Source organism: Streptomyces sp. NPDC033136, from assembly GCF_055578235.1.
In genome coordinates this window covers 89,032-108,446 of record NZ_JBVIPD010000012.1, presented here as the reverse complement: position 1 = coordinate 108,446, position 19,415 = coordinate 89,032, and the positions used below count along the sequence as shown (strand labels likewise).

The window sequence follows — 19,415 nt, the reverse complement described above, 5'->3', positions numbered from 1 at the left end:
GACCTGAGCGGCGAACCTGTGTGACGCGTGAGCACACACGAACGAAGCGGAGCGGATCGGACCCATGGGACGAGCGGAAGAGAGACGCGCCCGACAGCGCGGTGGGCGCCGGGCGGCACCCAAGCGCCGCCGTTCGTCGGGCGCGGCCGGGAAGAGCGGCATACGCAGACTCTTCACCTGGAAGAAGATCCTCGGCACCTTCCTCGGCCTGTGCCTGCTGGGCATGGGCGCCTTCATCGTGCTGTACATGATGATCGGAATCCCGAAGGGGAACGCCGACGCCCGGTTGCAGAGCAACGTCTACAAGTACAGGGACGGCTCGCTGCTGGCCCGCGCGGGTGAACGCAACCGCGAGATCGTGGGCCTGGCCGAGGTGCCCAAGCCCGTCCAGAGGACCTTCGTCGCCGCCGAGAACAAGACCTTCTACAAGGACGCCGGTGTCGACCTGAAGGGCACGGCCCGCGGTCTGCTCAACACCGTCACCGGCAAGGGCGCGCAGGGCGGCTCCACGATCACGCAGCAGTACGTCAAGAACTACTACCTGACGCAGGAACAGACCGTCTCGCGCAAGCTGAAGGAACTGGTCATCTCGCTCAAGCTGGACCGGGAGGAGTCCAAGGACTACATCCTCGCCGGCTACATCAACACCAGTTACTACGGTCGTGGCGCCTACGGCATCCAGGCCGCCGCGCAGGCCTACTACCAGGTGGACGCCAAGGACCTGACCGTCGAGCAGGGGGCCTACCTCGCCGCGCTCCTCCAGGCGCCGAACCAGTACGACTGGGCGATAGCCTCCGACACCGGCAAGAAGCTGGTCAAAGACCGCTGGAACTACGTCCTGGACAACATGGTCGACGAAGGCTGGCTGGACCAGGCCGAGCGTCAGGCCATGAAGTTCCCGGTGCCCGAGGAGCCGAAGGCCGACCCGAGCCTGGGAGGGCAGACCGGGTACCTGGTGAAGGCCGCCGACGCCGCTCTGCAGAAGCAGCTTGTCGCCGAGGGAGCCGCCGAGGACGCCAAGCAGGCGGAGGCGCTGGTCAACCAGGGCGGCTGGACCGTCACGCTCAACATCGACAAGAAGAAGCAGGCGGCGCTGGAGAAGTCCGTCAAGCAGCAGCTGACCAGCAAGCTCGACCCCGAGAAGCGCAAGGTCGACGGGGACGTCCAGGCCGGTGCCGTGTCCGTGAACCCGAAGACGGGCGCCGTGGTCGCGATGTACGGCGGTGTGGACTACTTCAAGCACTACATGAACAACGCCACCCGCCCCGACTACCAGCCGGCCTCCACCTTCAAGCCGGTCATCCTGGCCGCGGCCCTGGAGGAGCAGGCACAGACGCAGGACGGCAAGCCGATCACCGCGAACACGATCTACGACGGCACGAGCGAGCGCCCGGTCGTCGACAACGGCAGCAAGGTCGGCTTCGCCCCCGAGAACGAGGACGACGGGAACTACGGGAAGATCACCGTGCAGACGGCGATGAACAAGTCCGTCAACTCCGTCTTCGCGCAGATGGGCGTAGACGTGGGCATGACCAATGTGGTGGACGTCGCCGGCAAGCTCGGCATGGACACCAAGAACATGGAGGCCGTGCCCGCCCAGACCCTGGGCAGCATGGGCGCGAGCCCCCTGCAGATGGCCGGTGTCTACGCCACGCTCGACAACCACGGCAAGAAGGTCACCCCGGCCCTCGTGAAGTCGGCTGAGCACCTGAACCGGACGGTCACCATGCCCGACCCGGTCGGCGAGCAGGTCATCAGCCGCGAGGCCGCCGACTCCGTCACCTCGGTGCTGACCGGCGTGGTCGACGACGGCACCGCCCAGGCCTCCGTACGGGACAACCCCCAGCGCGACGGCCAGCAGGTCGCGGGCAAGACGGGTACGTCCGACAACAACAAGTCGGCCTGGTTCACGGGCTACACGCCGAACCTGGTCACCTCGGTCGGCCTGTTCGGCGAGGACGCCAAGACCCAGGCCCAGGTCCCGATGTACAAGGCGCTCGGCGAGCCCCGGATCAACGGCGGCGGCTTCCCGGCACGGATCTGGGCGGCCTACACCTTCGGCGTGATGGGCGAGGTCACCAAGTTCGACCTGGACACCGAGCAGGGCGCGGCCGTCCAGCCGACGCGGACGCCGACGCCCACGCAGGAGCCGACCAAGGAGCCGACCGAGGAGCCGACGACCGAGGAGCCGTCGTCCTCCCCGCCGCCGACGACGGAAGAGCCCTCGTCGTCCCCGCCGCCGCCGACGCCGTCGACGAGCCCGCCCACCTCCACACCGCCCACGGTCCCGGAGACGTCACCGCCGACCGACGGCGACCCGTTCGAGCCGGTCAAACCGGACGAAGACGAATAGGACAAGCCGAAGGGCGCCCGGCGAGGAACGGGCGCCCTTCGGCTTGTCCGTACGGCGTGTCAGCCGTGGTTGAGCTCGAACCACACCACCTTGCCCGTGCTCAGCCGGGTCGCGCCCCAGCGCCGGGCCAGCCGGTTCACCAGGTACAGCCCGCGTCCGCCCTCGTCCGTCGCGCGGGCCTGCCGCAGACGCGGCAACTGCGGGACGTCGTCACCCACTTCACAGCGCAGCACGTCCGTGCGCAGCAGCCGCAGCGTGACCGGCCGGGACGAGTACCGCACGGCGTTCGTCACGACCTCGCTGACCAGCAGCTCGACGGAGTCGCTGAGTTCCTCCAGGCCCCAGCGCTGGAGCGCGCGCCGGGCCAGCCGGCGGGCCCGGCCGGGGGCGGCGTCCTCCGGCTCCAGGAACCAGTACGCCACGTCGCTGGGCGCGATCCCGTCGAAGCGGGCCGCGAGCAGCGCGATGTCGTCGTCCCGGTCGCCCGGGCCGAGCATGTCGAGCACCTCGTCGCACAGCGCTTCCAGGGGCGGCGGATGGTCCGGCCCGGTGAGCTGCGCGACCGCGGCGAGCTTCTCCCGCAGCTGCTCGATGCCCGTCCACACGTCCCGGAGCCGGGACTCGACCAGGCCGTCGGTGTAGAGCAGCAGGGTCGCACCGGCGGGCGCGTCCAGCTCCACCGCCTCGAAGTCCACGCCACCGACCCCGATGGGGGCACCGGCCGGGACACGCAGCACCTCGGCACGGCCGCCCAGGTGGAGCAGGACGGGCGGCGGATGACCGGCGTTGGCGATGGTGATGCGGTGCGATACCGGGTCGTACACCGCGTAGAGACAGGTCGCCATGCGGTCCACGCCGAGGCGCTGGGCCTGCTCGTCGAGGTGGTGCAGCACCTCCTGCGGCGGCAGGTCGAGGCCGGCGAGGGTCTGGGCCGTGGTGCGCAGCTGGCCCATGATGGCGGCCGACGTCATGGAGTGCCCCATGACGTCACCGACGACCAGGGCGACCCGGCTGCCGGGCAGCGGGATCGCGTCGTACCAGTCGCCGCCGACGCGGGCCGTCTCCGCGGCCGGCAGATAGCGGGAGGCGAGCCGCACCCCGGTCGGGCGGGGCAGCGTCTCGGGCAGCATGGTGCGCTGCAGCTCGTCCGCGATGTAGGCCTCGCGTCCGTACAGCACGGCCTTGTCGATGCCGAGGGCGCTGTGCGTGGCGAGCTGGGCGGCCACCAGCAGGTCGTCCGGCTCGAAGGCGATCCGCTCGGGCCGGCGCAGGAACAGCGCGGCGCCGATCACCCGGCGCCGGCCGCGCAACGGCGCGAGGATCGCGCGCTGCCCGTCCGGCACCGCGAACGCGCCGCTCTCACCGAGCAGTTCCGGCAGCGCTGCACGGGCCGCGGGGGCGTCGGTGAACACCGGGCGCACCCCCCGCAGGACCTCGGCGAGCGCACTGCCGGGCCGCACCTCGCACAGTTCGGCGCCGACCGTGTCCAGCTCGCTCGGCTCGGGCTGCGCGGCCGGCAGGAAGCCGTTCTCGGTGTCGCGCTCCGCCGGTATCCGGTCGGTGCGGCGCAGCCGCAGCACCAGCGGGCCGGTGGGCCGCTCGTCGCCGACGGGCAGCGGGTCGCGCAGATAGACCAGGATCGCGTCGGAGAAGGTGGGCACGGTGGCCCGGCACAGCCCCATCACGATCTCGTCGAGATCGATGCCGCGGGCGATCCGCCGGGTGGCGGCACCCACGAACCTGAGCCGGTCGCCGTCGCGGCGCATCGGCGTGGGCCGCCCGGGCGGCAGGCTCTGGCCGCTGCGGCGCTCCTGTCCGTCGAGGTCCGGCACCGGCCGGTCCTGTTCGTCGGCCGGCTGGACCGGGATGCCCTCGGGGGCGGGCCGCGGCCGGGGAGTGTCGCGCTCGGCGGTCTGCTCGGCACCCGGCTGGGAGTGCTCTGAGGCGGGGTCGCTCACGGTGTCCTTGCCCTTGCCGAACGGCGTGGAGGTGCCCGGCCCCGACGTGCCCGGCGTGGTGTGTGCCGTCGTGACCGGAACGGTGACGTCGCCGCCGGGGCGGCCCTGTACCGGTAAGGCGCCCGCTCCGGGCGCACGCGCCGGTGTCGGGGTGTGCAAGAGCGCCCCGCGCGGGTCCGCGGGGTCGACGCCCGGCTGGGGGCGTTCGAAGGAGGTCGGCTGCTCCGTCACGCGTGTCGAATCCATCCGTCCGGGGCTGCGCGCCTCGCACGCAGGTGGTCCCGCCGAAACTCCGATACCCGGAATACGTGCCCCAGGAACGGAATTCCCGCGTGGTCAGAGGTTGTTCCTGTGCCACCGGCGGACCGTCTGCGGCCCTGAAGGCCTGTGGCGCAGGCCCCGCCGGTGTTGCCCTCGTACCCCTCGCTCACGTCCTGCCGCCCCTCGGTGACGATCGGTCAAGCTCAGCGCGTGCTCCGGTGGTTGCCGCCGCGCGCCCTTGCGGAGGACGATCCTACGTTTCTTGCCCGGGGGCGCAGCAAGGGTCTCACGAGGACACATGCGCGGGCGTACGATCCCAGTCCTCCGGCAGTGACGGTACCGCCCAGGACGGATCCGGGCGCCAGTGCTGCCAGCCATCCGAGAACGGCGGCCCCCAGGCGCGGATCACCTCCACCGCGGCCTGCCCCGCCGCCCGTACTCTTTCCGCCTGCTGGTCGTCCATCAGCCCGTCACGCCGGGCCTGGGCGAACTCGTCCTCGTCGCGCCAGTGCCAACTGCGGTCCGGGTGGACGGAGATGTCCAGGAAATGGTCGACGGAGTCGACGCCGCCCGCCCAGCGGGCCAGCGGTTCCTCCAGGTTCACGTACCAGTTCTTGAACCGCCAGCCCGGGTCCCAGAACAGCCACACCGACCAGGGCAGGCCGGGCCGGGCGAGCTTCAGCACACCCGTGCCGAACCACCGGTCGCGCTGCACGGTCCGAGGCTTGGTGTAGCGCGACTCCAGCGGCTCCTGATGTACGGGCGTGCCGTCGGCGAGCACGGGTTTCACACACTCGGTGCCGGGCGCCAGCCACACGGCGAGCAGCTCCGCGTCGTCCTGGACGACGGTGACGGGACGCGCGATGTGGACCTGCGGAGCCCCCGCTCGCGCGGCGCCGCCGTTCTCCCGGTACCGCCACAGGATTTGGCTCCCGGGCGCCCAGAAGCCTGCCGCACCACCCGTTTCCACGCGTCTCATCGCTTCACCGTCTGCCATGGACAGATATTAGGTGTCACAGGCATACGACGCTGCGGCGCGTGTCACGGTTCACGCGCCGGGCGCTCCGGGCCGGCCGATCGTCACGGGCGTGTCATCCGCAGGACATCCAGCGCCTCGTCGAGCTGCTCCCGCGTCAGGTCCCCACGCTCCACGTACCCGCCGTCCAGGACGACCTGACGGATCGTCCTGCGCTCGGCCAGGGCCTTCTTGGCGACCTTCGCGGCCTCCTCGTACCCGATGTACTTGTTGAGCGGCGTGACGACGGAGGGGGAGGACTCGGCGTACTCCCGCGCGCGCTCGCGGTCGGCGGTGATGCCGTCGACGGTCCGGTCGGCCAGCAGCCGCGAGACGTTGGCGAGCAGCCGGACGGACTCCAGCACGTTCTTCGCGATGACGGGCAGCATCACGTTGAGCTCGAAGTTCCCGGCGGCGCCGGCCGTGGCGACCGTCGCGTCGTTGCCCACCACCTGAGCGGCGACCATCAGCACGGCCTCCGGAATGACCGGATTCACCTTGCCCGGCATGATCGAGGAGCCGGGCTGGAGGTCGGGCAGGGCGATCTCGGCGAGGCCGGTGCGCGGCCCGGAGGACATCCAGCGCAGGTCGTTGGCGATCTTCGTGAGCCCGACCGCGATGGTCCGCAGCTGCCCGCTGGTCTCGACGACGCCGTCCCGGGCGCCCTGCGCCTCGAAGTGGTTCCGGGCCTCGGTGAGGGGCAGCCCGGTGGTGCGGGCGACCTCCTCGATCACGGCGGCGGAGAAACCGGGCGGGGTGTTGATGCCGGTGCCGACGGCCGTGCCGCCCAGGGGCAGTTCGGCGAGCCGGGGGAGGGAGGCCTCGAGCCGTTCGATCCCGTACCGCATCTGAGCGGCGTACCCGCCGAACTCCTGGCCCAGCGTCACGGGCGTCGCGTCCATCAGGTGGGTCCGTCCGGACTTCACCACGTCCGCGAACTCCTCGGCCTTGCGCTCCAGGGAGGCGGCGAGATGGTCCAGGGCGGGGACGAGGTCGCGCGTCACGGCTGCGGTGGCGGCGATGTGGAGGGAGGAGGGGAAGACGTCGTTGGACGACTGCGAGGCGTTGACATGGTCGTTGGGGTGCACGCTCCGGCCCAGCCGCTCACCGGCCAGGGTGGCGATCACCTCGTTCATGTTCATGTTGGACGAGGTACCGGACCCGGTCTGGAACACGTCGACCGGGAAGTGCTCGTCCCACCTCCCCTCGGCGACCTCCCCGGCCGCCTCCTGGATCGCCCCGGCGATGTCCTGGTCCAGCACCCCCAGCTCGGCGTTGACCTTGGCGGCCGCGCCCTTGATCCGGGCCAGCGCCTCGATGTGCGCCCGCTCGATGCGCTGCCCGGAGACCGGGAAGTTCTCGACGGCGCGCTGGGTCTGGGCACGCCACTTGGCGTGGGCGGGCACCCGCACCTCGCCCATCGAGTCGTGCTCGGTGCGGTACTCGGTCCTGTCCTGCTCGTCGGTCATCGACGATCACCTCCACGTGTCACAGCGTCCGCGCCGGGACCACTGTTCCCCGTGGAGGCGCGTCGTCACCGCCATTGTCAGGCGAGTCCGGGACCCCGTACCGGAATGGATGTGAACGTGGGCGCCGCCGGGTCCTGAAAGAATCCGGTACTCCACCAACCACCAGGTTGTCATCGACGCCGACCCCTGGCTTGTCGTCGCGGTCGGCCGACCAGTCGCCGGCAACCCCGACGACTGCAAGGCGTGGGAGCTGTCCGGCGCGAGAGACGCCGTCGGCAAGACCACGGTCATCGCGGACGGTGGCTACCGGGGTACCGGCCTGGTCATCCCGCACCGCCGCGAGAAAGGCCGGACCGAACTCCCGGCCTGGAAGGAGGAACGCAACGCCTCCCACCGTAAAGTCCGCGCCCGCGTGGAGCACGTCTTCGCCCGGATGAAGGGCTGGAAGATCCTTCGCGACTGCCGGCTGAAAGGCGACGGCGTCCACCACGCCATGCTCGGCATCGCCCGCCCGCACAACCTCGCCCTTGCCGGGTGACGCAGAAACCAGCTGGTCACCCAACACGTCAAAGATCATTTACGGGACGGCCCTCAGGCGGGCGCACCCGGAGCACATTTGTCTGCCCGCAGCGACAGACCCCCCGGCGGGCGTCGAGGGGTCTGAGAGGGGGGGCATCAAGGGCACTCAGGCCAGGCCAGGACCCCGCACCGGGATGCTGGTGAACGTCGGCTGCTCAGGTTCCCGCGAAGTGAAGAAGTCGTTGCCCTTGTCGTCGACCACGATGAACGCCGGGAAGTCCTCGACCTCGATCTTCCAGACGGCCTCCATGCCGAGCTCCTCGTACTCGAGGACCTCGACCTTCTTGATGCAGTCCTGGGCGAGCCGGGCGGCCGGGCCGCCGATGGAGCCGAGGTAGAAGCCGCCGTGCGCGTCGCACGCGTCCGTGACCTGCTTGCTGCGGTTGCCCTTGGCCAGCATCACCTTGGAGCCGCCCGCCGCCTGGAACTGCTCCACGTAGGAGTCCATCCGGCCGGCCGTGGTCGGACCGAAGGAGCCGGACGCGTACCCCTCGGGCGTCTTCGCCGGGCCCGCGTAGTACACCGGGTGGTCCTTCAGGTACTGCGGCATCTCCTCGCCCGCGTCCAGCCGCTCCTTGATCTTGGCGTGCGCGATGTCACGGGCCACGACCAGCGGCCCGGTGAGGGAGAGCCGGGTCTTCACCGGGTACTTGGTGAGCTCCGCGAGGATCGTCTCCATCGGCTGGTTCAGGTCGATCCTGACGACGTCGCCCTCTTCGAGGTGCTCGTCCGTCGTCTCCGGCAGGAACCGCGCCGGGTCCGTCTCCAGCTGCTCCAGGAAGACGCCCTCGGCGGTGATCTTCGCGACGGCCTGGCGGTCGGCGGAGCAGGACACCGCGATGGCGACCGGGCAGGAGGCGCCGTGCCGCGGCAGGCGCACCACGCGCACGTCGTGGCAGAAGTACTTGCCGCCGAACTGCGCCCCGATGCCGATCTTCTGCGTCAGCTCGAAGACCTTCTGCTCCAGCTCCTGGTCCCGGAAGCCGTGCCCGAGCGCCGACCCCTCGGCGGGGATCTCGTCCAGGTAGTGCGCGGAGGCGTACTTCGCGGTCTTCAGCGCGTACTCGGCGGACGTGCCACCGACCACGATCGCCAGGTGGTACGGCGGGCAGGCCGCCGTACCGAGCGAACGGATCTTCTCCTCCAGGAACTTCATCATGGAGGCCTCGTTCAGGACGGCCTTCGTCTCCTGGTACAGGAACGACTTGTTGGCCGAGCCGCCGCCCTTCGCCATGAACAGGAACTTGTAGGCGCCGCCGTCGGTCGCGTACAGCTCGATCTGCGCAGGGAGGTTGGAGCCGGTGTTCTTCTCCTCCCACATGGTGAGCGGAGCCATCTGCGAGTAGCGCAGGTTCAGGTTCTGGTATGCGTCGTGGATGCCGCGGCTCAGGGCCTCCTCGTCGCGGCCCCGCGTCAGCACGTTCTGCCCGCGCTTGCCCATCACGATCGCCGTGCCCGTGTCCTGGCACATGGGCAGGACGCCCGCCGCCGCGATGTTCGCGTTCTTCAGAAGGTCCAGCGCCACGAACTTGTCGTTGCCCGACGCCTCGGGGTCGTCGATGATGCGGCGCAGCTGCGCGAGGTGCGCCGGGCGCAGGTAGTGCTGGATGTCGTGGATGGCCTCCTCGGCGAGCTTGCGCAGCGCCTCCGGCTCCACCTGGAGGAAGGTCCGCCCGTCCGGCCCCTCGACCGTGGAGACACCCTCGGAGGTCACCAGCCGGTAGGGGGTGGTGTCCTCTCCCTGGGGGAGCAGATCGGTGTACGCGAACTCAGGCATCTCGCCCATTCCTCACTCGACAGACGCGGCCCGCCTCCTTTGGCGGGCGCCCACCAGCGTAGAACCTGCCGCTGACAGCGGGCTTGTGAGGTAAGGCTCAGTTCGTCACGGTCGTAGGCGACGCGGGGGGTATCGCGATCTATCGTGAGTGGGTACGCTGCTGTCGTGGACCTTCAGAAGCAGACCGTGCCCGCCGTCTCCGAGCTCCGCGCCTCCGACGCCGAGCGCGACCGCATCGCCGACATCCTGCACGACGCCCTGGCCGAGGGCCGCCTCACCGCGGACGAGCACGCCGAGCGCGTCGAGGGGGTGCTGCGCGCCAAGACCGTCGGCGAACTGGAGGTCTTCATCCGGGACCTGCCCGCGGCCCACCGCCGGGGCCCTGGCCCCGCCCACGCCCCGGCCCCGTACCGCCCCACGGCCGGCGCCATCCCGGCCGACCCGGACGACAACGTGGTCGCGGTCTTCAGTGGTGCCGTCCGCAAGGGCCGCTGGCGCGCGGGCCGCCGGATCCACGCCTACGCGATCTTCGGCAGCGTCGAGATCGACCTCAGCGAGGCGCTCTTCGACCACCAGCAGGTCGTCGTCAAGTCGTTCGCGATCTTCGGCAGCGTCGACATCCGCGTCCCGGAGAACGTGTCGCTGCGCGGCATGGGCGGCGGCGTCCTCGGCAACTTCGAGGTGGCCACACTCGACTCGGGCGACCCGGAGGCCCCCATCGTCTACGTCGACGGCTGGGCCGTCCTGGGCAGTGTCGAGGCGCGGCCCCGGCGCGGCAAGATCGTCGCGGACATCCTGGACCGGGTGCAGCGCAAGGTCGACAAGGGTTTGCGTAAACACCTGGGTCATTGACAGTCGCGAATCCCCCGAAACCGGCGGTTCGGAACTCAGTGCATAGGCGCGCGCACAGCGGGTAGGCCTTGCTGCATCGTCTCTCGCTCGCGAAGCCGTCGTCAGGAGTAGACCGTGCCGCAACCGCCGCATTCGTCCCTGCAGGTAGCTGCCGTTCCGGCCCCGCGGGTGCCAGCGCGAGACAGGGACCAGGACGCCCCGTGGCACACCGAGGCGGTGTGCCGGCGTGACGAGGCCGGCCTGTTCTTCGCGCCCTCCAAGGAACCCACCGCCGCCCGGCTGTCCCGGGAAGAGGCGGCGAAGCGCGTCTGTGCCCGCTGCCCGGTCATGGTCGAATGCCGCGAGCACGCCCTGCTCCAACCCGAGCCCTACGGCGTCTGGGGCGGCCTCACCGCGGCGGAGCGCCGTGTGGTCCTGGCCCGGCGCCGCCGCCGCGACATGGAGCTGAAGAAGGCGGCCCGGGCGACGAACCCCATAGCGGCAGCGGGCTGACCGCACGCCGCACGAAGGGCGTCCCCACCGCACGGCGGTTTCCAGGGGACGCCCTCTTCGTTCGGCCGGCCTTCCTGGGGGGCGCGGGGAGCCGCGCGACACGTCACCGACGGCCCGCAGCCGTCCATGACCTACGACCCCAACCCCCGGCGCGCTACTTCCCCTTGTCGAAGTCGATCGCGCTGTAGGCCCGCAGCTTGCTCAGCCGGTGCTCGGAGTCGATCCTGCGCACCGTCCCCGACCGCGACCGCATCACGATCGAGTCGGTCGTGGCGGTCTCGGCCCGGTACCGGACCCCCCGCAGCAACTCCCCGTCCGTGATGCCGGTGGCGACGAAGAACACGTTCTCCCCGGTGACCAGGTCCTCCGTGGTCAGCACCCGGTCGAGATCGTGCCCCGCGTCGATAGCCCGCTGCCGCTCCTCGTCGTCCTTGGGCCACAGCTTGCCCTGGATCGTGCCGCCCAGGCACTTCACCGCGCAGGCCGAGATGATGCCCTCGGGCGTACCGCCGATGCCGAGCAGCAGATCGACCCCGGTGCCCTCCCGTAGCGCCAGGATCGAGCCGGCCACGTCGCCGTCGGAGATCAGCCTGATGCGTGCCCCGGTGTCGCGGATCTCCTTGATGATGCCCTCGTGCCGGGGGCGGTCCAGGATGACCACGGTCACGTCCTCGGGCGCGGACCGCTTCGCCTTGGCGACCCGCCGGATGTTCACCGACACCGGCGCGTTGATGTCGACGAAGTCGGCCGCCTCGGGCCCGGTGACGAGCTTGTCCATGTAGAAGACGGCGGACGGGTCGAACATCGACCCGCGCTCGGCGGCGGCGAGTACCGCGATGGCGTTGGTCATGCCCTTCGCGGTCAGCGTGGTGCCGTCGATCGGGTCGACGGCGATGTCGCACTCGGGCCCGGTCCCGTCGCCCACGCGCTCCCCGTTGAAGAGCATCGGGGCCTCGTCCTTCTCACCCTCTCCAATGACGACGACGCCGTTCATCGAGACGGTGGAGACGAGGGTCCGCATGGCACGCACCGCGGCACCGTCGGCGCCGTTCTTGTCACCGCGTCCGACCCAGCGGCCCGCGGCCATCGCCGCCGCCTCGGTGACCCGGACCAGTTCCAGGGCGAGGTTGCGGTCCGGGGCCTCGGAGGGCACATCGAGTTCGGACGGCAAGTGATGATGCTCGGTCATCGGAGCGCACCTTTCTGTACGACGACGGCCGGATGAGGGCTTTGTCGCCCGACTCTATCGCCGAGCCGCCAAAATGAGCAGGGGCCCCCACGGATGAGCGCACTGGAGACCTGCGACGATAGGGGGCGTGGCAGGCACCAATGGCATGCAGAAGACGGCGCGGGACATGATCCTCTCTCTGGGGGTCATAGCCCTTGTGGCGGGCGTCATGTACCTCTTCATCCCGCACGACGACACCGCACCCGACCTCAAGCGCGTCGACTACCGGGTCGAACTGCTCACGGCACGCCGTGCCGCCCCGTACCCCATCGTCGCGCCCGAGGGCCTGCCCGACACCTGGAAGGCCACCTCCGTCCGTTACCGGGGCGACGACTTCGACGCCTGGCACCTGGGTTTCCACGACCCCGAGGGGGAGTACGTGGCGGTCGAGCAGTCCACTCAGCGCCGGCCCGTCTTCCTGGACGAGGTGACCCAGGGCGCGCGGGAGACCGGGAGGACCGAGAGGATCGGCGGGGAGACGTGGACCCGCTGGGAGGGCGGCCGGTACGACGCGCTGGCCCTGGAAGGCACGGAGGGCTCGACGACGGTCGTGACGGGCACCGCGCCGTTCGCCCGACTGGCGGAGATGGCGAAGGCACTGAAGGCGGAGTGAGACCTCCCTCACTCGCATGGCGAAGCCCCTCGCCCACATGGAAAAGGCCCCCGGCGTGCCGGGGGCCTTTCTGGTGCGCGGGTGTCAGACCGTGGTGACGACCTGGTCGAACTCCAGACGAGGCGAGCGCGGGTACCAGGCGTCCGGACCGGGGCGGCCGATGTTGACGACCATCAGCGGGGTGTGGTCGTCGTCCAGGAACTCCTTGCGGATGCCCTCCAGGTCGGCGCCCGTCATGGGGCCGGCGGCCAGGCCGGCGGCGCGGACGCCGATGATGAAGTAGGCGGCCTGCAGGGCGGCGTTCAGTGCGGCGTGGCTCTCGCGGACGCCGCGGTCGCCGAAGAAGGCGTCCTTGGCCTGCGGGAAGTGCGGGAAGAGGTGCGGCAGTTCCTCGTGGAACTCGTTGTCCGCGGAGAGGATCGCCACCAGCGGCGCGGCGGCGGTCTTGGCCTGGTTGCCCTCGGCCAGGTGCTGCACCAGGCGCTCCCGGGCCTCGGCGGAACGGACCAGCGTGACGCGCAGCGGCGACTGGTTCATGGAGGTGGGGCCGTACTTGACCAGGTCGTAGATCGCCTGCACCTGCTCGTCGGTCACCGGCTCGTCGGTGAAGGTGTTGGCGGTGCGGGCCTCGCGGAAGAGCAGGTCCTGGGCGGCGGGGTCAAGGGCGAGAGACATGAGCGAACCTTCTCGGGGACGTGCGTCGGGTCCGGGGCCGGACCGGCTGGCGTCTGCGACGGTACGCCAGTGAAGTTCAACGTTCAACCAAGCTCGGGGTGTGGTGATCCACTTCACAGAGCCGCACTCACGCCGGCGCGTTCTGCTACCCGGCGTCCTCTTCCGCCGCGCTCTCCTCCGCCAGGGCCGCGTCCAGCCGCGCCCGCGCCCCGTCCAGCCAGCGCCGGCACACCTTGGCCAGCTCCTCGCCCCGCTCCCAGAGCGCCAGGGACTCCTCCAGCGTCGTACCGCCCGCCTCCAGGCGGCGGACGACCTCGATCAGCTCGTCCCGCGCCTGCTCGTACCCGAGCGCCTCGCTCATGCCCGGCGTCTCATCAACCTCGCTGGTCATCCACCCACCCTATGTGTCCACTCGTACGGAGAACTCACCCTCGGAGACCCGCGCGCGCAGGGCCTCGCCGGCCTCCACCTCGCCGGGATCGCGGACGGCGTGCCCGTCCGCCTTCTGCAGCACGGCGTACCCGCGCTTCAGGGTCGCGGCGGGGGAGAGGGCCACCACGCGTGCGTGCGTGTGCGTCAGCTCCGAGTCCGCCCGGTCGAGCTGGTGCCGCAGGCAGCGCCGGGCCCGGTCGAGCAGGTCCGCCACCTGGTCGGCGCGCTCGTCGATCATCCGGTGCGGATCCTCTATCGAGGGCCGCGCGAGCGCGTGGGCCAGGCCGCGCTCCTCCCGCTCGACCAGCGCCGCCACGCATCGCCGCGCCCGGTCCCGCAGCAGCCGCACGCGCTCGTACTCCTCGCCGACGTCCGGCACGACCTTCTTGGCGGCGTCGGTCGGGGTGGAGGCGCGCAGGTCCGCCACGTAATCCAGCAGCGGGTTGTCGGGCTCGTGCCCGATCGCGGACACCACGGGCGTACGGCACTGGGCGACCGTCCGGATCAGCTGCTCGTCGGAGAACGGCAGCAGGTCCTCCACGCTGCCGCCGCCCCGGGCGACGATGATCACGTCCACGTCGTCGAGCGCGTCGAGCTCCTTCACGGCCTGCACGACCTGCGGCACGGCGTGCACGCCCTGCACGGCGACGTTGCGCACCTCGAAGCGCACGGCGGGCCAGCGGTGCCGGGCGTTCTCCAGCACGTCCCGCTCGGCGGCCGAGGCCCGGCCGCAGACCAGCCCGACCAGCTGCGGCAGGAAGGGCAGCGGCTTCTTCCGCTCGGGCGCGAACAGCCCCTCCCGCGCGAGGGACTTCTTCAGCTGCTCCAGGCGCGCGAGCAGCTCGCCGACCCCGACCGGCCGTATCTCGGCGGCCCGCAGCGACAGCTGCCCGCGCGGGGCGTACCACTCGGGCTTGGCGAGGACGACGACCCGGGCGCCCTCGCTCACCACGTCCGCGACGTCGTCGAACACCTGCCGGTAGCAGGTGACGCTGACGGAGATGTCGTACGACGGGTCCCGCAGCGTCAGGAACACCACACCGGCACCCGGCCGCCGCGACAACTGCGTGATCTGCCCCTCGACCCACACCGCCCCGAGCCGGTCGATCCACCCCCCGATGAGCCGCGACACCTCACCGACGGGCAGCGGGGATTCCGGAGTCGTGTTCACTGCCATGCCCGCGAGAGTAGTGGCCACCACTGACATCGCCGGTCAGACGCCCGGCGAGCCCCCGCCTCCCGCTCCGCGCCCCGGACTGCGTTGCAGGGCGAGCTCCCCGACGCCGTGGGGACCGCCGCCCCGTTCCCGGCCACCGTCGCTCCGCCTCCGCCTTCATCCCCGCTTCCGCGTTCCGTCGCACGCGCCGCGTTCAGTCAGTCTTCCCGGGGACTCCACACGGACGCGATCTTCGACCCGCCGGACGCGGCCTTACGATGGGACGCATGTCTGCTTCGCCTGGCCGCCGTGTCCTGCTCGCCGCCCCCCGTGGCTACTGCGCGGGCGTGGACCGCGCCGTGATCGCCGTCGAGAAAGCGCTGGAGCAGTACGGCGCTCCGGTCTACGTCCGGCACGAGATCGTCCACAACAAGTACGTCGTGCAGACCCTGGAGAAGAAGGGCGCGATCTTCGTCGAACGGACGGAGGAGGTCCCGCCGGGCAACATCGTGATGTTCTCGGCGCACGGCGTGGCCCCCGTCGTCCACGAGGAGGCCGAGCGCGGCCGCCTCGCCACCATCGACGCCACCTGCCCGCTGGTCACCAAGGTCCACAAGGAAGCCGTCCGCTTCGCGAACGAGGACTACGACATCCTCCTGATCGGCCACGAGGGCCACGAGGAGGTCATCGGCACCTCCGGTGAGGCCCCCGACCACATCCAGCTCGTCGACGGCCCGGGCGATGTCGGGAAGGTCGAGGTCCGCGACCCGTCCAAGGTCGTCTGGCTCTCCCAGACCACGCTCTCCGTCGACGAGACCATGGAGACCGTCGACGCCCTCAAGGAGAAGTTCCCGCAGCTCATCTCCCCGCCCAGCGACGACATCTGCTACGCCACGCAGAACCGCCAGCTGGCCGTGAAGCAGATGGGCGCCGAGTCGGACCTGGTCATCGTGGTCGGCTCCCGCAACTCCTCCAACTCCAAGCGGCTCGTCGAGGTCGCCAAGATCGCGGGTGCCCGCGCCGCCTACCTCGTGGACTTCGCCGACGAGATCGACGAGGCCTGGCTGGAGGGCGTCTCCACCGTCGGCGTCACCTCGGGCGCCTCGGTGCCGGAGGTCCTGGTCGAGCAGGTGCTGGAGTGGCTCTCCCAGCGCGGCTTCGAGGACGTCGAGATCGTCAAGGCGGCCGAGGAGTCCATCACGTTCTCCCTTCCCAAGGAGCTGCGCCGCGACCTCCGCGAGGAGGCGGCGGCCCTGACGGCCGAGCGCGGCGGCGCCGGGAGCGGTGAACATTCCGGGGAGTGATCGCGGACGGGCCGGGCAGTGACCGCTGTCCGGTCTGTGACCGTCAGTCGTTCGTCGTAACGTGGGGCCATGCAGATCTTCGGTGTGGACATCGGCGGATCCGGGATCAAGGGCGCCCCGGTGGACCTGGACAAGGGTGACCTGGCGCAGGAGCGCCACAAGGTCCTCACCCCGCAACCGGCCACGCCCGCCGGGGTGGCCGACGGCGTCAAGCAGGTCGTCGACCACTTCGGCTGGACGGGCCCGATCGGGGTCACGTTCCCGGGCGTGGTCACCGACGGAGCCATGATCCGTACGGCGGCGAACGTCGACGACAGCTGGATCGACACCGACGCGCGTGCGCTGCTCGGCGAGCGGCTGGGCGGCCCGCAGGTGACGGTGGTGAACGACGCGGACGCGGCGGGCGTCGCCGAGATGAACTTCGGCGCAGGCCGGGGCCGCCGGGGCACGGTGATCCTGCTGACGCTGGGCACGGGCATCGGCAGCGCGGTCTTCGCGGACGGCGTCCTCGTCCCCAACACCGAGCTGGGCCACCTGGAGCTGGACGGGCACGACGCGGAGAAGCGGGCCTCCAGCAGGGCCCGGGAGGACCACGACATGACGTGGGAGCACTGGGCGGCGCACCGCGTGCGCAAGTACCTCGCCCACGTCGAGATGCTGTTCTCGCCGGAGCTGTTCATCATCGGCGGTGGCGTGAGCCGCAAGTCGCACAAGTTCCTGCCCTACATCGAGGGCATCAAGGCGGAGATCGTCCCGGCGCAGTTGCAGAACAACGCGGGCATCGTCGGCGCGGCGATGCGGGCGGCCGGACACTAGGGGGTCTTCGTACCGGCGGCGTGTGTCACAGCGGCGGGCGGGCTCCGGCCGTCCGCCGCCGGTGCACCAGCCGGACCCGCCGGACGATCACGATCAGCCCGGCGACGAGCGTGCCCCCGTACAGCCACCCGGCCTGCGTGGCGAGCGCCGTCACCAGCCCCATCAGCTGGCCGCCGGTCCCGCCGTCCCCGTCGGCCACCGGCAGCAGTCCCACGGCGAACGCGATCGGCACGACCACGGGGGCGGTCATCAGGTCGCCCCGGCGCACCCAGAGGGCGGTCAGTACGCACACCGGCAGGAACAGCACGCCGTACGCCGTCAAGGACGCCCCGAACAGCGCCGCGCAGAGCGCGCCGAGCAGGAACATCACCACCGCGCAGAACAGTCCGCTGCCCAGTCCGGTCAGGCGCGGGTTCGGCAGCCGTCCGGCCGCAGGTGCGGGTGGGGGCGCGGGCCGCCGTGCCGGTGCCGGACGGCGCTGCGGCCCGGGCGGCCGGGCCGTCCGCACGGGCCCGCCGCCCGCACCCCGTTTCGCCTGGGGCGGCAGGGGCGGCCTCGGCCGGTCCCGTCGCGGTCCGTGCTGGGCAGGTCGCGTCCTGTATTGCTCCACCGCACCAACTTAGGTCGTTCAATATGCCGAATAGCCCGTCAGACACGCCGTTGGCCGAGGCTTGGCCAAGCGTTCGATACGCCGCCCGGGTGGTTCCGGACACGCCGTAGACTGGTGGATCGGCCGGTCTCCTGGCCCCCTGCCCTCTCCACTCACGGGAAGTCGCAACGTGTCGCTCACGATCGGAATCGTCGGCCTGCCCAACGTCGGCAAGTCGACCCTGTTCAACGCCCTGACCAAGAACGACGTGCTGGCGGCCAACTACCCGTTCGCCACGATCGAGCCCAACGTCGGCGTCGTCGGCGTCCCCGACGCCCGTCTGACGAAACTGGCGGAGATCTTCTCCTCCCAGCGGGTCCTTCCGGCCACGGTCGACTTCGTCGATATCGCGGGCATCGTGCGCGGCGCGTCCGAGGGCGAGGGGCTGGGCAACAAGTTCCTCGCGAACATCCGCGAGTCGGACGCGATCTGCCAGGTCATCCGTGCCTTCAAGGACGAGAACGTCGTGCACGTCGACGGCAAGGTCTCGCCCAAGGACGACATCGAGACGATCAACACCGAGCTGATCCTCGCGGACCTGCAGACCATCGAGAAGGTCCTGCCGCGCCTCCAGAAGGAGTCGCGCATCAAGAAGGACATCGCGCCGAAGGTCAAGGCCGTCGAGGAGGCCCAGGAGATCCTGGAGAAGGGCGACACGCTCTTCACCCACGGCATCGTCCAGGGCAGCGAGCGCGCGGAGCTCCTGCACGACCTGCACCTGCTCACCACCAAGCCCTTCCTCTACGTCTTCAACGTCGACGAGGACGAGCTGACCGACGAGGACTTCAAGAACGAGCAGCGGGCCCTGGTCGCCCCCGCCGAGGCGATCTTCCTCAACGCCAAGCTGGAGGCGGACCTCGCCGAACTCGACGAGGACGAGGCGCTGGAGCTCCTGCAGTCCGTCGGACAGGAGGAGCCCGGCCTCGCCACGCTCGCCCACGTCGGCTTCAGGACGCTCGGCCTGCAGACCTACCTCACGGCCGGCCCCAAGGAGTCCCGCGCCTGGACCATCAAGAAGGGCGCCACCGCCCCCGAGGCCGCCGGCGTCATCCACACGGACTTCCAGAAGGGCTTCATCAAGGCGGAGGTCATCTCCTTCGGCGACCTGGTGGAGACGGGCTCGGTCGCGGAGGCCCGCGCCAAGGGCAAGGCGCGGATGGAGGGCAAGGACTATGTGATGCAGGACGGGGACGTGGTGGAGTTCCGCTTCAACGTCTAATACGTTCGGCGGAAGGCCGTCTGACCTGCGGCGGAGCGGGTTGGGCGGCCTTTGCGGTCCGCGCAGAGTCCGCAGCGTGCTGGATGAGTCCGGCGCGCGGGGGAGCGCCTACGCCGCGTCGTCGACTGGTGGCTGGGCATCGGCGGACCGGTCCGCGTACGCCTTGTCGCGCACCACGACACGCAACCGCCCGCCGCTTCGAGCGGGACCTTCGCGGCTCTCCCCGACCACGCCGACCGGATCCTCACCGACCCCGCTTGGGCTGCCCTGGCCACAACACTCGCCCATGCCGAGACCGCCGGCCACAACCCCGACGCCTCCTGGTCGAGGTAGGCGCCCAGCGCGAGCTCGACAGCGCGGAGCGCCCCGCCGAGGTCCTCGACTGGCGCATCACCGCTCAGCCGAACCGGCGGACGCTAGCAGCTCGCAGACGAAGCACCATCAGCGGCACATCGGCCAGGTCCGCCACGCCACATCCTCCGGCCACACCAACGGCCACGAGGCCCGAAGAGCGCAGTCGGCACCGCTGACCCCGGTCAGATGCCCTCGCCACACGTCGTGGCGGGG

The 19,415-nt window shown here is 70.7% G+C and carries 16 protein-coding genes and 2 pseudogenes; 9 read left to right on the top strand and 9 right to left on the bottom strand.

The features are described from left to right. The first annotated feature begins 64 nt into the window (after nt 1-64). Nucleotides 65-2,353: a transglycosylase domain-containing protein gene (locus ACZ5TL_RS22815; protein WP_468591965.1), complete on the top strand. Its 2,289-nt coding sequence runs from the start codon at nt 65-67 to the stop codon at nt 2,351-2,353. A gap of 59 nt (nt 2,354-2,412) precedes the next feature. On the opposite strand, the gene ACZ5TL_RS22810 is transcribed toward ACZ5TL_RS22815, so the two are convergent. The 3 genes from ACZ5TL_RS22810 to ACZ5TL_RS22800 all read right to left on the bottom strand — a co-directional run bounded on the left by ACZ5TL_RS22810 (nt 2,413) and on the right by ACZ5TL_RS22800 (nt 7,056). Further along, complete coding sequence (locus ACZ5TL_RS22810) at nt 2,413-4,557, bottom strand: SpoIIE family protein phosphatase (protein WP_468591963.1); 2,145 nt, start codon at nt 4,555-4,557, stop codon at nt 2,413-2,415. A gap of 301 nt (nt 4,558-4,858) precedes the next feature. Then, nucleotides 4,859-5,569, bottom strand: a complete 711-nt coding sequence (fomD, locus tag ACZ5TL_RS22805) for a cytidylyl-2-hydroxypropylphosphonate hydrolase (protein ID WP_468591961.1) — start codon at nt 5,567-5,569, stop codon at nt 4,859-4,861. 83 nt (nt 5,570-5,652) lie between these two features. Further along, a complete protein-coding gene (locus tag ACZ5TL_RS22800) occupies nt 5,653-7,056 on the bottom strand; it encodes a class II fumarate hydratase (protein ID WP_468591960.1) in 1,404 nt (467 codons plus the stop codon). 145 nt (nt 7,057-7,201) lie between these two features. Between ACZ5TL_RS22800 and ACZ5TL_RS22795 the strand changes: the two are divergent. After that, nucleotides 7,202-7,594 (top strand): annotated as a pseudogene (locus tag ACZ5TL_RS22795) (transposase); the annotation flags it as partial. 147 nt (nt 7,595-7,741) lie between these two features. Here the strand turns inward: ACZ5TL_RS22795 and ACZ5TL_RS22790 are convergent. Then, a complete protein-coding gene (locus tag ACZ5TL_RS22790) occupies nt 7,742-9,412 on the bottom strand; it encodes a fumarate hydratase (protein WP_468591959.1) in 1,671 nt (556 codons plus the stop codon). Nucleotides 9,413-9,577: 165 nt separating this feature from the next. On the opposite strand from ACZ5TL_RS22790, the gene ACZ5TL_RS22785 reads away from it, so the two are divergent. Both ACZ5TL_RS22785 and ACZ5TL_RS22780 read left to right on the top strand, forming a co-directional pair. Next, a complete protein-coding gene (locus ACZ5TL_RS22785; protein ID WP_468591958.1) occupies nt 9,578-10,264 on the top strand; it encodes a DUF1707 SHOCT-like domain-containing protein in 687 nt (228 codons plus the stop codon). Nucleotides 10,265-10,378: 114 nt separating this feature from the next. Further along, nucleotides 10,379-10,756 (top strand): WhiB family transcriptional regulator, encoded by a 378-nt coding sequence (locus ACZ5TL_RS22780; protein WP_468591957.1) that lies wholly within the window; start codon nt 10,379-10,381, stop codon nt 10,754-10,756. 154 nt (nt 10,757-10,910) lie between these two features. Here the strand turns inward: ACZ5TL_RS22780 and glpX are convergent, their stop codons facing one another. Then, nucleotides 10,911-11,945, bottom strand: a complete 1,035-nt coding sequence (gene glpX / locus ACZ5TL_RS22775) for a class II fructose-bisphosphatase (protein WP_150482819.1) — start codon at nt 11,943-11,945, stop codon at nt 10,911-10,913. 127 nt (nt 11,946-12,072) lie between these two features. On the opposite strand from glpX, the gene ACZ5TL_RS22770 reads away from it, so the two are divergent. Next, on the top strand, nt 12,073-12,597 hold the full coding sequence (locus ACZ5TL_RS22770) for a DUF4245 domain-containing protein (RefSeq protein WP_468591956.1): 525 nt from the start codon (nt 12,073-12,075) through the stop codon (nt 12,595-12,597). An 84-nt stretch (nt 12,598-12,681) separates the two neighbouring features. On the opposite strand, the gene ACZ5TL_RS22765 is transcribed toward ACZ5TL_RS22770, so the two are convergent. From ACZ5TL_RS22765 to xseA, 3 genes are all read right to left on the bottom strand, one after another. After that, complete coding sequence (locus ACZ5TL_RS22765) at nt 12,682-13,272, bottom strand: malonic semialdehyde reductase (protein WP_468591955.1); 591 nt, start codon at nt 13,270-13,272, stop codon at nt 12,682-12,684. Between the two features lie 145 nt (nt 13,273-13,417). Continuing rightward, entirely contained in the window at nt 13,418-13,663 is a 246-nt protein-coding gene (locus ACZ5TL_RS22760; protein ID WP_468591954.1) for an exodeoxyribonuclease VII small subunit, read from the bottom strand. A 9-nt stretch (nt 13,664-13,672) separates the two neighbouring features. Next, nucleotides 13,673-14,881, bottom strand: coding sequence for an exodeoxyribonuclease VII large subunit (gene xseA, locus ACZ5TL_RS22755; protein ID WP_468591953.1), 1,209 nt, complete (start codon nt 14,879-14,881; stop codon nt 13,673-13,675). A gap of 257 nt (nt 14,882-15,138) precedes the next feature. On the opposite strand from xseA, the gene ACZ5TL_RS22750 reads away from it, so the two are divergent. Together ACZ5TL_RS22750 and ppgK are read left to right on the top strand one after the other, a co-directional pair. Beyond that, complete coding sequence (locus ACZ5TL_RS22750; protein ID WP_468591952.1) at nt 15,139-16,164, top strand: 4-hydroxy-3-methylbut-2-enyl diphosphate reductase; 1,026 nt, start codon at nt 15,139-15,141, stop codon at nt 16,162-16,164. Nucleotides 16,165-16,233: 69 nt separating this feature from the next. Further along, a complete protein-coding gene (gene ppgK / locus ACZ5TL_RS22745; protein WP_468591951.1) occupies nt 16,234-16,980 on the top strand; it encodes a polyphosphate--glucose phosphotransferase in 747 nt (248 codons plus the stop codon). A 25-nt stretch (nt 16,981-17,005) separates the two neighbouring features. Here ppgK and ACZ5TL_RS22740 read toward each other — a convergent pair whose 3' ends face one another. Next, nucleotides 17,006-17,590, bottom strand: coding sequence for a DUF6542 domain-containing protein (locus tag ACZ5TL_RS22740; protein WP_468591950.1), 585 nt, complete (start codon nt 17,588-17,590; stop codon nt 17,006-17,008). A gap of 169 nt (nt 17,591-17,759) precedes the next feature. Between ACZ5TL_RS22740 and ychF the strand changes: the two genes are divergently transcribed. Next, on the top strand, nt 17,760-18,848 hold the full coding sequence (ychF, locus tag ACZ5TL_RS22735; protein ID WP_468591949.1) for a redox-regulated ATPase YchF: 1,089 nt from the start codon (nt 17,760-17,762) through the stop codon (nt 18,846-18,848). A gap of 119 nt (nt 18,849-18,967) precedes the next feature. Continuing rightward, nucleotides 18,968-19,378, top strand: a pseudogene (locus ACZ5TL_RS22730) (relaxase/mobilization nuclease domain-containing protein); the annotation flags it as partial. Nucleotides 19,379-19,415: the final 37 nt, after the last annotated feature.